This window comes from Phenylobacterium sp. P4_E10, from assembly GCF_056401675.1.
Window position 1 is genome coordinate 34,324 of record NZ_JBFUIW010000004.1, and the last position, 15,805, is coordinate 50,128.

Consider the following 15,805-nt stretch of genomic DNA (forward strand, 5'->3'; position numbering starts at 1 on the left):
CTAACAAGGCCGCATTCTCAACGCAAGCTAGTTGAGAGTAATTCGCATTTGAAATGTGGCGGGCTAGAGATGGCTGACCCGCGAAGTACCGGTTCCGAAGCGGATGAACGGGCGTGGCCGGCTGGGGTCCTCAAGTCGCTGGACCGCCTCGCCGATCACCGTGCGGGTGACCGCCGGCAGGGGCAGGGCGATGGCTTCGTCGAAGTCGACCCAGGCGATCTCTTCCAACTCGCCGCAGTCGGGCTTGCGCTCCAGGCTGACCAGCCGCTCGGCGTCGGCCATCAGGAACCAGGTGTCGAAGCGCTTGGCCAGCATCGGCGGAGTCACTGCGCGAGCGACGATCTCCAGGGCCTCGAGGTCGGCCGCGGCGCCTTCGGCCGCGAACTCGCGCCAGGGACCCGCGAGCGGGCGGGGCGGGACAGCCTTGGCCAGCAGCAGCCCGGCTTCCTCGAAGGTCTCGCGGATGGCGGTCAGGGCCAGCGCCCGGCCGCGGGCCATCGGGATGTGCGCCTCGAACCGCGCCGCCACGTCGGGGCGCAGGTCGGTGGCGAACGGCGCCCGGAAATCGCTGCGGTCGATGCGCCCGCCGGGGAACACCCAGAGGTTCGGCATGAAGTCGTGGCCGCTGTGACGCTTGCCCATCAGCACCTGCGGCTTCTTCCGGTCCCGGCGCACCACGATCAGGGTGGCGGCGTTGCGCGGCTTCACGGCGCGGGCTCCGGGAGCGCGCATACGGCCGCCCTCTGGCGGGCGGTTGGTCGGGACGGCGGTGCTGGTCATCAAACAACTGTATGAGACTCGGTGAGTCCTGGGAACGACGACGTAACGTCAACCTCGCCAGGCGACCAGCACGGCGCCGACCGCGATCAGGCCGACACCCAGCCAGTTGGGGCCCGACAGCTTCTCACCGAGGAACAGCACCCCGATGACCGCCACCAGCACCACGCTCAGCTTGTCCAGCGGCGCCACCCTTGCGGCGTCGCCCAATTTCAGGGCCCGGAAGTAGCAGAGCCACGACAGGCCCGTCGCCGCGCCGGACAGCACCAGGAACAGGTAGGTCCGCGAACTCACCTCGCCCGGCGCCTGCCACTGGCCGGTGGCGGTCACGATCCCCGCCGCGACGCCCAAGATGACCAGGGTTCGGATCACTGTGGCGTAGTCGGAGTTGATGTTCTCCACCCCGACCTTGGCGAACACCGCCGTCAGGGCCGCGAAAGCCGCCGACAGCAGCGCCCAAAGCTGCCAAGAAGAGGTCATCGTTCTCACCCCGCTGCGACTTGCATGATCGAACGCCTGAAACAGCTGGTCGGCAAGCTCGAGACCCGCACTCTCGTCGCGCTGCTGTTGCTGGTGGGCCTGCCTTGGCTGTTCCTGGAGGTGGCCGACGAGGTGTCCGAGGGCGAGACCGCCGCCCTCGACCGGCGCCTGCTGCTGGCCTTGCGCACGCCGGGCGACCCCTCCGACCCAGCGGGGCCGCGAGGGGTCGAGGAGGCGATGCGCGACATCACCGCCCTGGGCGGCTTTACGGTGCTGACGCTACTGACAATCGTCGCGGCGCTGTTGCTGATTTTCCACGGCCGCCGGCGCGAGGCGCTGATCTTCACCGCCACCGTGGTCGCCGCCCAGCTGTCATGCGACCTGCTCAAGGGCCTCTACGACCGCGACCGCCCGGGCCTGGTCAGCCATGGCAGCTACGTCTATTCGCAGAGCTTCCCCTCAGGGCATTCGGCGATGGCCGCGGCGGTGTTCCTGATCCTGGCGACGGTCACGGCCAGCGTCGAGCCGCAGCGGCGCACCAAGGCGCTGATCTATGGCGTGGCGATCAGCGGCGTGGTCGCGGTCGGCTTCAGCCGGGTCTATCTCGGAGTTCACTGGCCGACCGACGTGTTGGGCGGCTGGGTGCTGGGCGCCAGCTGGGCGCTCATCGCCTGGCTGATCCTCGCCTTCACCCGCCCGAGGGCGGGTAGATGACGTCCTTGTGTCCGGGGGGACAACCCATTTGCGGTTGAACTGAAGTTGCGCCACCGCAATTTCAGGGCGGGAACCCCCTGAAACTGCCTGCGGAGGCCCATGCCCCATCATACGCCGCTGATCGCCACCATCGTCGCGGGCCTCGTGGCCGCATTCGCCTTCGGAGCGCTCGCCCAGCGCCTGCGGCTCTCCCCACTGGTGGGCTACCTGGCGGCCGGGGTGCTCGTCGGCCCGTTCACGCCTGGCTATGTCGCCGACCAGAAGATCGCCAACGAGCTCGCCGAGATCGGCGTCATCCTGCTGATGTTCGGGGTCGGGCTGCACTTCTCGCTGAAGGACCTGCTGGCGGTCCGCAAGATCGCCGTGCCGGGCGCCCTGGGGCAGATGGCTGTCGCGACCATGCTCGGCATGGGTCTCTCCTGGCTGCTTGGCTGGCCGCTGATCTCGGGCCTGGTGTTCGGCCTGGCTCTATCGGTCGCCTCGACGGTGGTGCTGCTGCGGGCCCTGCAGGAGCGCCGCCTGGTCCAGACTGACCGCGGCAAGATCGCCGTCGGCTGGCTGATCGTCGAGGATCTGGCCATGGTCCTGGCCCTGGTCATGCTGCCGGCCTTGGCCGGCGCCATGAAGGCCGGGGAGGGGGCGGCCGATCCGCTTACCGCCTGGGGCATCCCGCTGGGGATCACCTTGCTGAAGGTCGGGGGCTTCGTGGCCTTCATGCTGATCGTGGCGCGGCGCGCCGTACCCTGGCTGCTGCACTATGTGGCTCACACCGGATCGCGCGAGCTGTTCCGCCTGGCCGTGTTCGCCATCGCGCTGGGCATTGCGTTCGGCGCAGCGATGCTGTTCGGCGTCTCCTTCGCCCTGGGCGCGTTCTTCGCGGGCATGATCCTGGCCGACTCCGAGCTCAGTCACCGCGCCGCCGAAGAGACCCTGCCGCTGCGCGACGCCTTCGCCGTGCTGTTCTTCGTCTCTGTCGGGATGCTGTTCAATCCGTTCGTGCTGCTGCAGCACCCGCTGACGGTCCTGGCTGTCCTGGCCATCGTCATCGTCGGCAAGTCGTTGGCCGCCTACGCAATCCTCAAGGCGTTCGGCCGCTCGAACACCACCGCCCTGACGGTCGCCGCCAGCCTTGCCCAGATCGGGGAGTTTTCGTTCATTCTCGTGGGCTTGGGCATCGATCTTGAGATCCTGCCACGCGAAGGACGCGACCTGATCCTGGCCGGCGCGATCATCTCGATCATGCTCAACCCGCTGATCTTCGGCCTGGCGGTTCGCGCGCCGAAGGTCGAGCCCCTGGTCGCCAAGCCGCCCGCGCCCGACGCTCCGGAACCGGCCAACGATTTGCTGCCGACCGGTCTCTCCGGCCATGACGTGGTCGTCGGCTTTGGCCGGGTGGGCGAGGCGCTCACCGCCGGCTTGAGGGCGCGGGGGACGTCCTTTGTGCTGGTCGAGGCCGAGCCCGAGTTCGCGGCGCGGGCGGCCGAACTGGGCTACGAGGTGATCATAGGTTCGGCGGTGCAGCCCCCGGTTCTCGAAGCAGCGGGCCTCGCGCGCGCCGCGCGCATGTTCGTCGCGATCGCCGACGGCTTCGAATGCGGCGGGGTAGTTGACCACGCACGCAAGGCCAACCGGGGCCTTGAGATCATCGCCCGCGCCCATTCCGACGCCGAAGCCGCCCACCTCCTCGCCCACGGAGCCGACCGCGTGGTGATGGGCGAGGCGGAGATCGCCCGGGGCATGCTGGACGCCGAAGCCTCAGTCCGCGCTGCCGAGCCCGAAATCTCGGCGGAACTCGTCCCGACCGGCCCGCGCCTGCTGATCCTCGACGATGCGGAGCGTGCCGTGCTGGCCGTGCTCCGCGACCTCGACATCTGGCCGGGCGAGGCGATGTCGCAGGCGCCGGTGCGTGACGCCGCCGTTGCGCGGGGCTTTGACGCCGCCCGCATCGACCGCGCCCTGATCGCCTTGCGCGAGAAGGACTGCCTCCGGGATCTGGACGACGAGCGCATCACCGTCACCCGCCAGGGCTTCCTTGCCGCCCTTCAGCCGGCGGCGGCCTGAGATCGAATATCGCCTGTCATCGGGCCCCAGGCCGAAGACTAGAACCCGCTAACACTGGGTGGTTGGGCGGCTCTGCTGGCGACGCCGGTGACAATGGGTCCCGGACAAGCGCCTCGCGCTTTCCGGAATGACACGTAGGCCGCTGCGACAAAATGAGGGCTTGTCGGACTCAGGATTGCGTAAATTGTGTAAAATATAGATCGTGTGTTTGCGCTTCAAAGTTGCGGCTTTGACGCCCGTAGGGCGATATCTATTGGTACACGCATAGATGTCGCATCTATGAGTCGCGACATTGATTTGATGATTCTCAATTTAGTTCGTGTTTTATGGAAATTGGTATGTCTACTCACTTCGACGGGCCGGGAAGTAAGACGTCCGCTGCTGAAATCAGCCGTAATATCGGCCATTGGCAGGACCGCGCGATGCGCGAACCGGTGCTCGTTACCCACCACGGGCGGCCGCGCGTGGTGGTCATGGGAGCCGATGAATATTTCCGACTAGCGGGTGAGCGACATCAGCCGGACGTTCCGAAAGCTTCGGACAGAGGTCTGGATACGTCCGTCCTGCTTGCGAACATGACCGAGGGGTTCCTGGCGTTCGATGCGGAGTTGCGATTGACGACCATGAACGCCGCCGCGGCGATCAGTTCCGGATTGAGACCGGACGACATGGTCGGGCGCCTGGTGGATGATCCCCGGCATGGCGAGTTCGGGACCCTGCTTGCCGCCCGGCTTAGGCGGGTGCTTCGGACGGGCGAGGGCAGTCAGTTCGAGATGCGGGGCCTGGTCCATGCGCACCGAACGTACGAGGTGAAGGCGTTCCCGTTTGACGGCGGAGTGGCCTTGACCTTCGGCCAGCTGACGGAACTCTACGACCTGCGAAAGGCGCATGACATCTGGACGGCGCGGGAACGCGCGCTTGCGGGCGTCGTGGGGTTGATCGAGTTCGCGGTCAGCACGATGGGATTTGTCGAACGACCCAACCAAGCCTTTTGCCGGTTCCTGGGTTTTGCGAGCTCGCACATCGAAAGCGCGAGGCTGGTCGATTTCGTTGCGCCGGCTTATCGCCACGAACTCGGCGACGCGATGAACCGAGTGCTGCAAGGCCGCAAGGACGATCACGTGGCGACGGTCGAGATCGTCTCACGCGACCACGACAAGGCCCGCCTCCAGCTCTCGTTTGCGCGCGTCTACCTCAACGAAACCTGCACCGGCCTCGCCGTCGCCGGCCTGGCGATCTAGCAGCCTAGCGCCGCTTGCCCTTCTTCGGCGGCGCCTTGCCGGCTCCCCCGCCGCGCTTGGGGCCCTGGAAGTTGCTGCGGGCGCGCACGCCCAGGCGAGGCCGGGGCGCGTTCGGATCGACGGGCATCGGCTCGCTCAGCATGCCGAACACCAGACCGCCGGTGATCGGGGTGGCCTCCTTGAGCTCGACCTGCACCCGCATGCCCAGCGGCCAGCGCCGGCCGGTGCGCTCGCCGACCAGGGCGTGAGCCTTGTCGTCGTGCACGAAGAACTCGCCCCCCAGGGTCGAAACCGGCACCAGGCCGTCGGCGCCGGTCTCGTCCAGCCGGATGAACAGTCCAAAGCGGGTGACGCCGGTGATCCGCCCCTCGAATTCGGCGCCCACGCGGTCGGCTAGGAAGGCGGCGACGTAGCGGTCGGTGGCGTCGCGCTCGGCGGCCATCGAGCGGCGCTCGCAATAGGTGATGCGCTCGGCGGTGTCCTTCATCTGGGCGACGTCGCGGTCGGTCAGGCCGTCATTTCCCAGGCCCAGCGCGCGGATCAGCGCCCGGTGCACCACCAGGTCGGCATAGCGGCGGATTGGCGAGGTGAAGTGCGCATAGCGGTCGAGGTTGAGGCCGAAGTGCCCGATGTTCTCCGTCGAGTAGATCGCCTGCATCTGGGTGCGCAGCACCACCTCGTTGACGATCTCGCTGTGCGGCCCCTCGCGGGTCTCGTCGAGCAGCTTGTTGAAGCGGTCGGTGCGCGGCGCCTCGCCCTTGTTCCAGGCCATGCCGATGGTCTGGAGGAACTCGGCCAGCGACTGGACCTTCTCCTGGCTCGGCGCGTCGTGGATCCGGTAGATCAGCGGCGTCTTCTTCTGCTCAAGAGTCTCGGCGGCGCAGACGTTGGCCTGGACCATCATCTCCTCGATCAGCTTGTGGGCCTCCAGCGAGGCGCGCGGCGTGATCGAAGTGACTTCGCCCTCCGGGTTGAGGACGATCTTGCGCTCCTGGCTCTCGATGGCCAGCGGCGAGCGGGCCTTGCGGCCCTTCTGCATGGTCGCAAAGGCGGCCCACAGCGGCTTCAGGATCGGCTCCAGCAGCGGATTGGTCTGGTCGTCCGGGAAGCCGTCGATGGCCCGCTGGGCCTGCTCGTAGGATAGCTTGGCGGCCGAGCGCATCAAGCCGCGAACGAACTTGTGCGAGCGCTTGCGGCCATCGGCGCCGAACACCATCCGCACGGCCATGCAGGCGCGATTCTCGCCCTGGCGCAGCGAGCAGAGGCCGGCCGAGAGCCGCTCGGGCAGCATCGGCTCGACCCGGTCGGGGAAATAGGTCGAGTTGCCCTTGTCGCGCGCCTCGCGATCGAGGGCCGAGTCCGCACGCACATAGGCGGCCACGTCGGCGATGGCGACCCAGACGATCCAGCCGCCCTCGTTCTTCGGGTCGGTGTCGGGCTCGGCGTAGACCGCGTCGTCATGGTCGCGGGCGTCCGGCGGATCGATGGTGACCAGCGGCACGGCGCGCAGGTCCTCGCGCCCGGCCAGGGTGGCTTCCTGGGCGGCTTCGGCCTCGGCTTCGGCGTCCTGGGTGAAGCCGGTGGGAATGCCATGGCTGTGGATGGCGATCAGCGAGGCTGCGCGGGGCTGGTCCTCGCGGCCGACCACTTCGAGCACTTTGCCGCGCTTGGGGCCGTAGCGGGCCTCTACCGTCACCTGGGCCAGGACCAGGTCGCCGTCGTGCAGATTGGCGGCCTCGGCCGGAACCAGGGTCAGGCTCTCCTTGGAGCGCCGATCGACGGGTTCGACGCGGACCTGCTTGTTGGCCTTGCGGACCACGCCCAGGATCCGGTGGGCGCTCTGGCCCAGCCGCTTGATCAGCCGCGCCTCGGTCTCGCCGTTCTCCAACGCCTCGAAGCGCACCAACAGCCGGTCGCCCAGGCCGGGCGCGCTGCCGACCGCGCCGGCGCGGTCGGGGGCCAGGCGCACCAGCGGCGCATCCTCGCCCTTGGTCAGTTTGACCAGCAGGTCGCCGTCCGGATCGCGCTCGACCACATCGACGACGCCGACCGGGGGCAGGGCGCCGGCTTCGGAGAAGCCCTTGCGGCCGCGCTTTCCGAGCGCGCCCTCGGCCTCCAGCGATTTTATCATGTCGCGCAGGGCGCGGCGTTCGCCGCCCTTCAGGCCAAAGGCCTTGGCCATGTCGGCCTTGTCGGATTCGCCCGCCTCGCGGATGAATTTCAGCAGGGTCTCGCGGTCAGGCAGTCCTTGCGGCTGCCGCGTCGACTTGGCGGTGAACCGGGCGTTCTTCGGAATTCGGGCTTTGGCCATTCCGCCTTGTAACGCAGGAATCGCGAAGCGGTGGCGGGGATTTGGTCCCCGCCACGCTTAGCCTATTCGTCGTCCCAGGGCGCTGCGCCGCCGACCGTGGCCGGTTCGGGCTCGGCCTTGGCGGTCTTCTTCGCCGCCGGCTTCTTTGCGGCAGGCTTCTTCGCAGCGGTCTTCTTGGCGGGGGCGGCCTTTTCGGCCTTGGGCTTGGCCGCGGCCTTGCCCTTCTTGCCGCCGCCCTTGGCCGCGCGTTCGGCCAGCAGCGCGACGGCTTCCTCCAGGGTGATCTCCTGCGGATCCTTGCCCTTGGGGATGTTGGCGTTGGTGGCGCCGTGCTTGATGTAGGGGCCGTAGCGGCCGGCCAGCACCTTCACTGCTCCGCCGTCGGTCGGGTGCGCGCCCAGGTCCTTCAGCGCCGCAGCCTCGCCGCGTCCCGGACGACCGCCGCCAGCTCGCTTCTCGGCGAGCAGGGCGACCGCGCGGTTGAGCCCGACGTCGAACACCTCATCGACGTTCGGCAGGTTCGCATAGGTGCCATTGTGGAGGACGAAGGGCCCAAACCTGCCGATACCGGCCGAGATCATGCCGCCGTCTTCCGGGTGAGCCCCGACCTCGCGCGGCAGGCGCAGCAGTCGCAGGCCCTTGTCGAGGTCCATAGCCGGCGCCGACCATCCCTTGGGCAGGCTGGAGCGCTTGGGCTTGTCGCCTTCGCCGAGCTGGACGTAGGGGCCAAAGCGGCCGGCCTTGAGGAATACGGTCTCGCCGGTCACCGGGTCGACGCCCAGCTCACGGTCGCCGTTGTCCTGAGCGGCCTCGTCGTCCGACTGGGCCAGTTGGCGGGTGAAACGGCACTCCGGATAGTTCGAGCAGCCGATGAAGGCCCCGAACTTGCCGGTCTTCAGCGACAGGCGGCCGGTGCCGCAGGTCGGGCAGCCACGCGGGTCGGAGCCGTCTTCCTTGGCCGGGAAGATGTGCGGGCCGAGCGCCTCGTTCAGGGCGTCGAGCACGTTGGTGACGCGCAGCTCGGCGATCTCGCCGACGGCGGCGTGGAAATCCTGCCAGAACTCGCGCAGCAGGGCCTTCCAATCCATCTCGCCGGCTGAGACCAGGTCGAGCTTTTCCTCCAGCGCGGCGGTGAAGTCGTACTCCACGTAGCGCGAGAAGAACTGCTCCAGGAACGCGGTGACCAGGCGGCCCTTGTCCTCCGGAACGAAGCGGTTCTTGTCCATGCGGACGTATTCCCGGTCGCGCAGCACGGTCAGCACCGAGGCGTAGGTGGACGGCCGGCCGATGCCGAGCTCTTCCATCTTCTTGACCAGGCTGGCTTCGGAGTAGCGCGGGGGCGGTTCGGTGAAGTGCTGGTCGGCGCGGGCCTCGATCACCCGGGCCGAGGCGCCTTCGTTGACCTGGGGCAGGCGTCCGCCTTCCTCGTCGTCGGCGTCGTCGCGGCCTTCTTCGTAGACCGCCAGATAGCCGTCGAACAACACCACCTGGCCGGTGGCGCGCATGCCGGTCTTGCCGTCCGCGCTCTCCAGCTCGATCGTCGTGCGCTCGATCCGCGCCGACTCCATCTGCGAGGCGATCATCCGCTTCCAGATCAGCTCGTAGAGACGGCCCAGGTCGCTCTCCAGCCGCAGGGACCCGGGGTTGCGGGCCAGGCTGGTCGGACGGATGGCTTCGTGCGCCTCCTGGGCGTTCTTGGCCTTGGTCTTGTAGATGCGGGCGGTCTCGGGGACGTATTCCTTGCCGTAGACGCCGCCGATCACAACGCGAGCTTCATCCAGCGCTTCGGGCGCGGCCTGCACGCCGTCGGTCCGCATGTAGGTGATCAGACCGACCGTCTCGCCGCCGATGTCGATGCCTTCGTACAGCTTCTGCGCGGCCTGCATGGTGCGCTGGGCCGAGAAGCCGAGCTTGCGCGAAGCCTCCTGCTGCAGGGTCGAGGTGGTGAAGGGCGGCGGCGGCGAGCGGCGGCCGGGCTTCTTCTCGACGCCGGCGACCGTGAAGGTGGCGGCCTGGACGGCGGCCTTGGCCGTGTTGGCGCTGCCTTCATTGCCGAGGTCGAACTTCGAGAGCCGCTTGCCCTCGTGCTTGACCATGCGGGCCAGGAACGGCTCCGCCCCGGCCGAGACGTCGGCCTCGACGGTCCAGTACTCCTGGGTCTTGAACTTCTCGATCTCGAGCTCGCGGTCGACGACCAGGCGCAGGGCCACCGACTGGACGCGGCCGGCCGAGCGTGAGCCCGGCAGCTTGCGCCAGAGCACCGGCGAGAGGGTAAAGCCGACCAGGTAGTCCAGGGCGCGGCGGGCCAGGTAGGCCTCGACCAGCTCCATGTCGATGTCGCGCGGCGACTTCATCGCCTCGGTCACGGCGCTCTTGGTGATGGCGTTGAACACCACCCGCTCGACCTTCTTGTCCTTGAGGACCTTTTTCTTCTGCAGGACCTCCAGCACGTGCCAGGAGATCGCCTCTCCTTCGCGGTCGGGGTCGGTGGCCAGGATGATGCGGTCAGCCTTCTTGGCCGCCTCGGCGATGTCGCTCAGCCGCTTGGCGGCCTTGGCGTCAACGTCCCAGGACATGGCGAAGTCCTCGTCGGGCCTCACCGATCCGTCCTTCGCCGGCAGGTCGCGAACGTGGCCGTAGGAGGCCAGGACCGTATAGTCCGAACCCAGGTATTTATTGATGGTCTTAGCCTTGGCGGGGCTCTCGACTACGAGAAGGTTCATGGTCGCTCTGTGTGGGGCGGCTTGGGCGGATCGCCCGAAATTCAAGGGCGCGAAAGGTGGGGGCGGCGCCTAGGGCCTGTCAACTGGGCTCATCCGAGGCTGGCGACAAGCCCCCCTGGCAGCAATTCGGCGCGCCCGGCCAGCGCAAGCTCGGTCAGGGCGGCCAGAACCACGGCGGCCGGAGCGCGCGCCGTGCGAACCAACTCGTCGCGCGAGACTGGCGTCGGCGAGAGCAGAGCGGCGACGGTTTCGCGCACGGCGTCGATCTCCGCCTCGCCTACGGGCGAGTGCTGGAAGCCGCGCTCGGGTTCGTGCAATCCGCCGCCTTCCAGGGCGCGCAGCACGTCATCGACGCCTTCGCAGAGTGCTGCGCCCTGGCGGATCAGGTCGTTGGTCCCACGCGCCCTCGGGTCCAGCGGCGAGCCGGGAACCGCCAGGACTTCGCGCCCCTGTTCGGCAGCCAGGCGGGCGGTGATGAGCGATCCGGAGCGCAGTTCGGCCTCCACGACCACCACTGCGCGCGACAATCCGGAGATGATCCGATTGCGGCGCGGGAAGTCCTTGGCGGTGGCCGTGGCGCCCGGCGCGCGCTCCGACACCACGCAGCCCTCAGCGACGATTCTCTCGTAGAGACTGCGATGTTCGCTGGGATAGACGTCGTCGATTCCCCCGCCGAGGACCGCGATCGTGCCGGTGGACAGCGCGCCTTCATGGGCGGCGCCGTCGACGCCGCGCGCCATGCCTGAGGCCACGACGTGTCCTGCGGAGCCCAGTTCCGCGGCCAGGCCGCGGGCGAAGCGCTGACCTCCCGCTGAAGCGACCCGGGCGCCCACCACCGCCACCGTCGAGCGGTTCAGCAGCGTTTCGTCGCCTCGCGCCCACAGCACTGGCGGGGGTGGGTCGAGCGCGGCGAGCGGGGCGGGGAAGGCGGCCTCGCAGGCGCAAAGCAGCCGTGCGCCGAGAGTCTCACCCGCAGCCAGCTCCTGCTCCACCTCGTCGATGCCCGGAATGCCGAGCGGCGAGACCCGCCCGCCGCGCCGGGCGAGGTCGGGCAAGGCGGCCAGCGCGATCGAGGCTTCGCCGAAGCGCACGATCAGATTGGCGAAGGTGACCGGGCCGACGTTCTCGGTCCGCGCCAGGCGCAGCCAGTCGCGGCGTGCGGCGTGCGTCAGCGCTCGGCTCACGCGGCCTCTTTCTTCTTGCCGCCGATCTTCGGCTCCTCGCCCTTCAGCAGCCGCCCGATGTTGTCCTTGTGGCGGATGTAGATCAGCAGCGCCATGAACAGGGCCATCACCGCGATCGGGTAGGGACGGTCGAGCAGGAAGACGTAGATCGGCGCCAGGGCCACGGCGGTCAGGGCCGCCAGCGACGAGATCCGGAACAGCAGAGCCATCACGATCCAGGTTGCGCCAGCCGCCATGCCTACCGGCCAGGCCGCGGCCAGCAATGTGCCGAAGAAGGTCGCCACGCCCTTGCCGCCCTTGAACTTGAGCCAGACCGGGAACAAGTGGCCGAGAAAGGCCGAGCCGCCGGCCAGCGAGGTCAGCAGCGCTTGGGCCTGGGTTCCGGCGTCGCGGGTCAGCAGCCAGGCGATGAACACCGCCAGCGCGCCCTTGCCGCCGTCGCCCAGCAGGGTGATCAGCGCCAAGTCCTTGCGGCCGGTGCGTAGGACGTTGGTGGCTCCGATATTGCCGGAGCCGATGGAACGCACGTCGCCGGCCCCGCCGAGCCGGGTGGCGATCACGCCGAATGGTATCGAACCCAGGAGGTAGCCGCCGATAACCGCGGCGGCGATCAGCACTGGGCTCAGCGTTTCAGTCGGCATTGCGTTTCCCCACTCATTCGACTCGCAGTCGTAGCCGGGCGGCCGGCGCCCGTCACCCTGAACCGGGGCGACAGCTTGGCTGCGACGGGCGTGTTCGTCAATTGTTCCGGTTCGCGGTCCGCCTGAGCGGGGCGAGTAACTCACAATCAAGGCGACGTCGCCGCCGAGGTGTTCCGGGTCTATGATTTCAGCACGGGAAGGGGACGGATCAGGGCTAGGAGGGACACATGCGATCGTTGTTGTTCGGTCTTGTCTGGTTGGCTGCGCTTTCTGCCGCTTCCGATGCGGCCGGCGCCGACCCAGAACTTGCCGCGCCTATTCGCCAGTTCATCGACAGCTTCAACAAGGCGGACATGACGGCCGCTGCCGCCACCCACACCGCGGACGCAGTCATTATCGACGAACCCGCGCCGCATCTGTGGAGCGGTCCTGGCGCCTTTAACGCCTGGGGGGTGGCGTTGGGCAAGGACAGCGCCGCCCGCGGGCGTTCGGGAGAGTCCGTCGCGATCGGTGCGGCGACCCGCGAAGAGGTGGCCGGCGACAGCGCCTACGTGATCGTCCCGGCCACCTACGCCTTCAAGGAGAAGGGTGTGTCGATGCGCGAGGTCGCCCAGATGACCTTCGTTCTCAAGCGAGAGGCGGGCGACTGGAAGATCGCTGGCTGGGCCTGGACCGGGCCACGGGCCAGCGCGGCGAAATGATCGCTCAGATCCGGTAGACCACGCGGCCGTCGACCAGGGTCATCTGCACTTCGCCGAACAGCCGACGGCCGTCGAAAGGCGAGTTGCGCGACTTGGACTTCAGCTTGTCGAGATCGACGACGATGGGCGCGTTGAGATCGCACACCACCAGGTCAGCGGGCGCGCCCTTGGCCAGCGTACCGGCGGGCAGGCCCAGGAGCTCCGCCGGGCGGCTGGTCACCGTCCGCATCAGATCGATCAGCGGCAGGCGGTCCTGGAACGACAGAAGGGCGGGGAGGAGGGTCTGCAGGCCCACGGCGCCCGGCGCGGCCTCATCGAACGGCAGACGCTTGTCCTCGGCCGGGGCCGGAGCGTGGGCCGAGACCACGATGTCGATCAGGCCGCTCGCCAGCGCCTCGATGGTCGCTTGGCGGTCGCCCTCGCTGCGCACGGGCGGATCGAACTTCAGGAAGGTTCGGTAGTCGCCGATGTCGATCTCGTTGAACGACAGGTGGTTGATCGAAGTCGTGGCCGTCACCGGAAGGCCCTTGGCCTTGCCGCGCGCCAGGCTCTCGAGGGCGCTGGCCGTGGTGATCTGGTCGACCAGGAAGCGCGCGCCGGTCAGTTCGACCAGGGCCAGGTCCCGCTCCAGCATGATCTTCTCGGCGATGGCCGGAACGCTCGGCAGGCCCATGCGGCCGGCGAACTCGCCGGCGGTGGCGGCGGCGCCGGCCGACAGCCACGGATCGGCCGGGCGATGAGCCACCAGGGTGTCGAAGCTCTTGGCGTAAGCCAGGACCCGCTGCAGGACCTTGGAATTGACGATCGGTCGGTCGGCGTCGGTGACGTAGACGCAGCCGGCTTCGCGCATCAGGCCGATCTCGGCCATGCGCTCGCCCTTGGCCCCCTTGGTGGCTGCGCCGGCGGGGTAGACGTGCACCAGTTCGATGTCGCGGGTGCGGCGCAGGATGAAGTCGACCACCGAGGCCTCGTCCACCACCGGATTGGTGTCCGGCTGTAGGACGATCGAGGTGACGCCGCCGGCGGCGGCAGCCAGGGCGGCGGACTTGAGGGTTTCCTTGGTCTCGAAGCCGGGTTCGCCGGTCTTGACCCGCAGGTCGACTAGGCCTGGGGCCAGCATGGCGCCACGCGCGTCTATCACCTCGATGTCCGCCGACAGGCTGCCGAGATCGCCGCCCTGGGCGACGTCGGCGATCTTGCCGTTCCGGATCAGCAGGGCGCCGGGCCCGTCCCAGCCGCTGGCGGGATCGACAAGGCGGGCGTTCACGAAGGCGGTCGGGCGTTGGGTCATAGTTCGGGGCGTCCGATCCATTTTTCGACGACGGGCGGGACATAGGCGGCCAGCGCGTCCAGCGCGGCGGCGCCATCCTCGCGGAAGATCAGCATGTCGCGGTGGGGCGCCTTCAGGAACGCTTCGCCGACCGCGTGGTCCACAAAGGCGCGCAGCCCGTCATAGTAGCCGCGCACGTTCAGGAAGGCGGCGGGCTTGGCGTGGAAGCCGAGCTGGCCCCAGGTCCAGATCTCGAAGATCTCCTCCAGGGTGCCGGCGCCGCCGGGCAAGGCGATGAAGCCGTCGGACAACTCGGCCATCCGCGCCTTGCGCTCGTGCATCGAGGCGACAACCTCCAGGCGGGTCAGCCCATCGTGGGCGATTTCCTTGTCGGTCAGCGCGTGGGGCAGGACCCCGATCACCTCGGCGCCAGCGCCCAGGGCCGCATCGGCCACCGCGCCCATCAATCCGACCTTGGCTCCGCCATAGACCAGCCGCAGGCCGCGGCCGGCGATCTCGCGGCCCATGGCCTCGGCGGCGGCGCGATAGGCCGGGTCTCCGCCGGGGCTCGCCCCGCAGAACACGCAGACGGAGGACAGGGCGCTCATCAGTCGTTGTCCAGGCGCGCGGCGAGGGAGGCCAGCACCGCCATGCGGGCGGCGACGCCCATCTCCACCTGATCCTGGATCAGCGACACATTGAGGTCGTCGGCGACGTCTGAGTCGATTTCGACCCCACGATTCATCGGGCCGGGGTGCATGACCCGCACGTTGTCGGAGGCGAAGGCCAGCTTCTCACGGTCGAGGCCGTAGAAGCGGAAGTACTCGCGCTGCGAAGGGGCCATCACGCCATCCATGCGCTCCAACTGCAGGCGGAGCATCATCACCACGTCGCAGCCGGCGATGCCCTTGCGCATGTCGTGATAGACGGCGACGCCCCAGCGTTCGGCGTCAGTGGGCATCAGGGTCGGCGGACCGACAAGGCGCACTTCGGCGCCCATCATCTGCAGCAGGCCGACATTGGACCGGGCGACGCGGCTGTGCAGGACATCGCCGCAGATGGCGACCCGAAGGCCGGCGATCCGGCCGAACGCGCGGCGCATCGACAGCATGTCCAGCAGCGCCTGCGTCGGATGCTCGTGCTGACCGTCGCCGGCGTTGATCACCGAGCAGGTGACCTTCTGCGACAGCAGTGAAGCCGCGCCCGACGAGGAGTGGCGCACGACCAACAGGTCCGGCTGCATGGCGTTCAGGGTCACCGCGGTGTCGATCAGGGTCTCGCCCTTGGAGATCGACGACGAGCGCGGGCTCATATTGACCACGTCCGCGCCCAGCCGCTTGCCGGCTAGCTCGAAGGAGCTCTGGGTCCGCGTCGAGTTCTCGAAGAACAGGTTCATCAGGGTCCTGCCCTTGAGCAGGTCCAATTTCTTCGACGTCTGGCGGTTCAGGGACACGAAACTGTCAGCCAGATCCAGCAATCCCGTGACCTCCACGGGATTCAGATCGACCACGGACAGGAAGTGGCGCTTGGGGAAGGGGAAGGTCCTGCCGAGGACCTCGTTCAGGCCGGTGGGTGGCGTATTCATTAAAGCGCCCTCTTAGGGGAGGCAGGGGCGGGCGCCAAGGGGAGAGGAACGCCTGTCCCCAAGTCTGTATTTGCCAAGCTGCAATTGAATGTCACGGCGGTGCGGACTCAGGATAAC

The 15,805-nt window shown here is 68.3% G+C and carries 13 protein-coding genes; 4 read left to right on the forward strand and 9 right to left on the reverse strand.

All coding sequences use genetic code 11. From position 1 onward, the window contains the following. Nucleotides 1-63: 63 nt before the first annotated feature. A complete protein-coding gene (locus AC1DQJ_RS05855) occupies nucleotides 64-732 on the reverse strand; it encodes an NUDIX hydrolase (RefSeq protein WP_477601194.1) in 669 nt (222 codons plus the stop codon). Between the two features lie 96 nt (nucleotides 733-828). Then, a complete protein-coding gene (locus AC1DQJ_RS05860; protein ID WP_477601195.1) occupies nucleotides 829-1,257 on the reverse strand; it encodes an EamA family transporter in 429 nt (142 codons plus the stop codon). 24 nt (nucleotides 1,258-1,281) lie between these two features. Here AC1DQJ_RS05860 and AC1DQJ_RS05865 point away from each other — a divergent pair, with 24 nt between their 5' ends. The 3 genes from AC1DQJ_RS05865 (at nucleotide 1,282) to AC1DQJ_RS05875 (ending at nucleotide 5,273) form a co-directional block, all read left to right on the forward strand. Further along, on the forward strand, nucleotides 1,282-1,971 hold the full coding sequence (locus tag AC1DQJ_RS05865; RefSeq protein WP_477601196.1) for a phosphatase PAP2 family protein: 690 nt from the start codon (nucleotides 1,282-1,284) through the stop codon (nucleotides 1,969-1,971). 99 nt (nucleotides 1,972-2,070) lie between these two features. Next, nucleotides 2,071-4,032, forward strand: a complete 1,962-nt coding sequence (gene ybaL, locus AC1DQJ_RS05870) for a YbaL family putative K(+) efflux transporter (protein ID WP_477601198.1) — start codon at nucleotides 2,071-2,073, stop codon at nucleotides 4,030-4,032. Nucleotides 4,033-4,370: 338 nt separating this feature from the next. Beyond that, nucleotides 4,371-5,273: a type II toxin-antitoxin system prevent-host-death family antitoxin gene (locus AC1DQJ_RS05875; protein ID WP_477601200.1), complete on the forward strand. Its 903-nt coding sequence runs from the start codon at nucleotides 4,371-4,373 to the stop codon at nucleotides 5,271-5,273. A 4-nt stretch (nucleotides 5,274-5,277) separates the two neighbouring features. On the opposite strand, the gene rnr is transcribed toward AC1DQJ_RS05875, so the two are convergent. From rnr to plsY, 4 genes are all read right to left on the reverse strand, one after another. Further along, the gene (gene rnr / locus AC1DQJ_RS05880; protein WP_477601202.1) at nucleotides 5,278-7,584 is read right to left on the reverse strand and encodes a ribonuclease R; all 2,307 of its coding nucleotides are present in this window, start codon (nucleotides 7,582-7,584) and stop codon (nucleotides 5,278-5,280) included. A 62-nt stretch (nucleotides 7,585-7,646) separates the two neighbouring features. Further along, the gene (gene topA / locus AC1DQJ_RS05885) at nucleotides 7,647-10,307 is read right to left on the reverse strand and encodes a type I DNA topoisomerase (protein WP_477601204.1); all 2,661 of its coding nucleotides are present in this window, start codon (nucleotides 10,305-10,307) and stop codon (nucleotides 7,647-7,649) included. An 89-nt stretch (nucleotides 10,308-10,396) separates the two neighbouring features. After that, nucleotides 10,397-11,491 carry a DNA-processing protein DprA gene (dprA, locus tag AC1DQJ_RS05890; RefSeq protein WP_477601206.1) on the reverse strand — a complete coding sequence of 365 codons (1,095 nt, stop codon included), beginning with the start codon at nucleotides 11,489-11,491 and terminating at the stop codon, nucleotides 10,397-10,399. Then, complete coding sequence (plsY, locus tag AC1DQJ_RS05895) at nucleotides 11,488-12,132, reverse strand: glycerol-3-phosphate 1-O-acyltransferase PlsY (RefSeq protein ID WP_477601208.1); 645 nt, start codon at nucleotides 12,130-12,132, stop codon at nucleotides 11,488-11,490. Before plsY ends, dprA begins: the two co-directional genes overlap by 4 nt. Nucleotides 12,133-12,359: 227 nt before the next feature. Here plsY and AC1DQJ_RS05900 point away from each other — a divergent pair, with 227 nt between their 5' ends. Further along, on the forward strand, nucleotides 12,360-12,833 hold the full coding sequence (locus AC1DQJ_RS05900; protein WP_477601210.1) for a DUF4440 domain-containing protein: 474 nt from the start codon (nucleotides 12,360-12,362) through the stop codon (nucleotides 12,831-12,833). Between the two features lie 4 nt (nucleotides 12,834-12,837). Here the strand turns inward: AC1DQJ_RS05900 and pyrC are convergent, their stop codons facing one another. The 3 genes from pyrC to AC1DQJ_RS05915 are packed head-to-tail and all read right to left on the reverse strand — an operon-like array spanning nucleotide 12,838 to nucleotide 15,688. Then, nucleotides 12,838-14,124: a dihydroorotase gene (gene pyrC, locus AC1DQJ_RS05905; RefSeq protein ID WP_477601212.1), complete on the reverse strand. Its 1,287-nt coding sequence runs from the start codon at nucleotides 14,122-14,124 to the stop codon at nucleotides 12,838-12,840. Further along, nucleotides 14,121-14,711 (reverse strand): LOG family protein, encoded by a 591-nt coding sequence (locus tag AC1DQJ_RS05910; protein WP_477601214.1) that lies wholly within the window; start codon nucleotides 14,709-14,711, stop codon nucleotides 14,121-14,123. The genes pyrC and AC1DQJ_RS05910 overlap by 4 nt, the downstream gene beginning before the upstream one ends. Next, nucleotides 14,711-15,688, reverse strand: coding sequence for an aspartate carbamoyltransferase catalytic subunit (locus AC1DQJ_RS05915; protein WP_477601216.1), 978 nt, complete (start codon nucleotides 15,686-15,688; stop codon nucleotides 14,711-14,713). The genes AC1DQJ_RS05910 and AC1DQJ_RS05915 overlap by 1 nt, the downstream gene beginning before the upstream one ends. Between the last annotated feature and the right edge of the window lie 117 nt (nucleotides 15,689-15,805).

What these genes read in the sequence shown, in the direction of transcription:
- ybaL (WP_477601198.1), top strand. Translation starts at nt 2,071, where the DNA reads ATGCCCCATCATACGCCGCTGATCGCCACCATCGTCGCGGGCCTCGTG.
- AC1DQJ_RS05915 (WP_477601216.1), bottom strand. Translation starts at nt 15,688, where the DNA reads ATGAATACGCCACCCACCGGCCTGAACGAGGTCCTCGGCAGGACCTTC.
- rnr (WP_477601202.1), bottom strand. Translation starts at nt 7,584, where the DNA reads ATGGCCAAAGCCCGAATTCCGAAGAACGCCCGGTTCACCGCCAAGTCG.
- pyrC (WP_477601212.1), bottom strand. Translation starts at nt 14,124, where the DNA reads ATGACCCAACGCCCGACCGCCTTCGTGAACGCCCGCCTTGTCGATCCC.
- AC1DQJ_RS05865 (WP_477601196.1), top strand. Translation starts at nt 1,282, where the DNA reads ATGATCGAACGCCTGAAACAGCTGGTCGGCAAGCTCGAGACCCGCACT.
- AC1DQJ_RS05855 (WP_477601194.1), bottom strand. Translation starts at nt 732, where the DNA reads ATGCGCGCTCCCGGAGCCCGCGCCGTGAAGCCGCGCAACGCCGCCACC.
- AC1DQJ_RS05860 (WP_477601195.1), bottom strand. Translation starts at nt 1,257, where the DNA reads ATGACCTCTTCTTGGCAGCTTTGGGCGCTGCTGTCGGCGGCTTTCGCG.
- topA (WP_477601204.1), bottom strand. Translation starts at nt 10,307, where the DNA reads ATGAACCTTCTCGTAGTCGAGAGCCCCGCCAAGGCTAAGACCATCAAT.
- AC1DQJ_RS05910 (WP_477601214.1), bottom strand. Translation starts at nt 14,711, where the DNA reads ATGAGCGCCCTGTCCTCCGTCTGCGTGTTCTGCGGGGCGAGCCCCGGC.
- AC1DQJ_RS05900 (WP_477601210.1), top strand. Translation starts at nt 12,360, where the DNA reads ATGCGATCGTTGTTGTTCGGTCTTGTCTGGTTGGCTGCGCTTTCTGCC.
- plsY (WP_477601208.1), bottom strand. Translation starts at nt 12,132, where the DNA reads ATGCCGACTGAAACGCTGAGCCCAGTGCTGATCGCCGCCGCGGTTATC.
- AC1DQJ_RS05875 (WP_477601200.1), top strand. Translation starts at nt 4,371, where the DNA reads ATGTCTACTCACTTCGACGGGCCGGGAAGTAAGACGTCCGCTGCTGAA.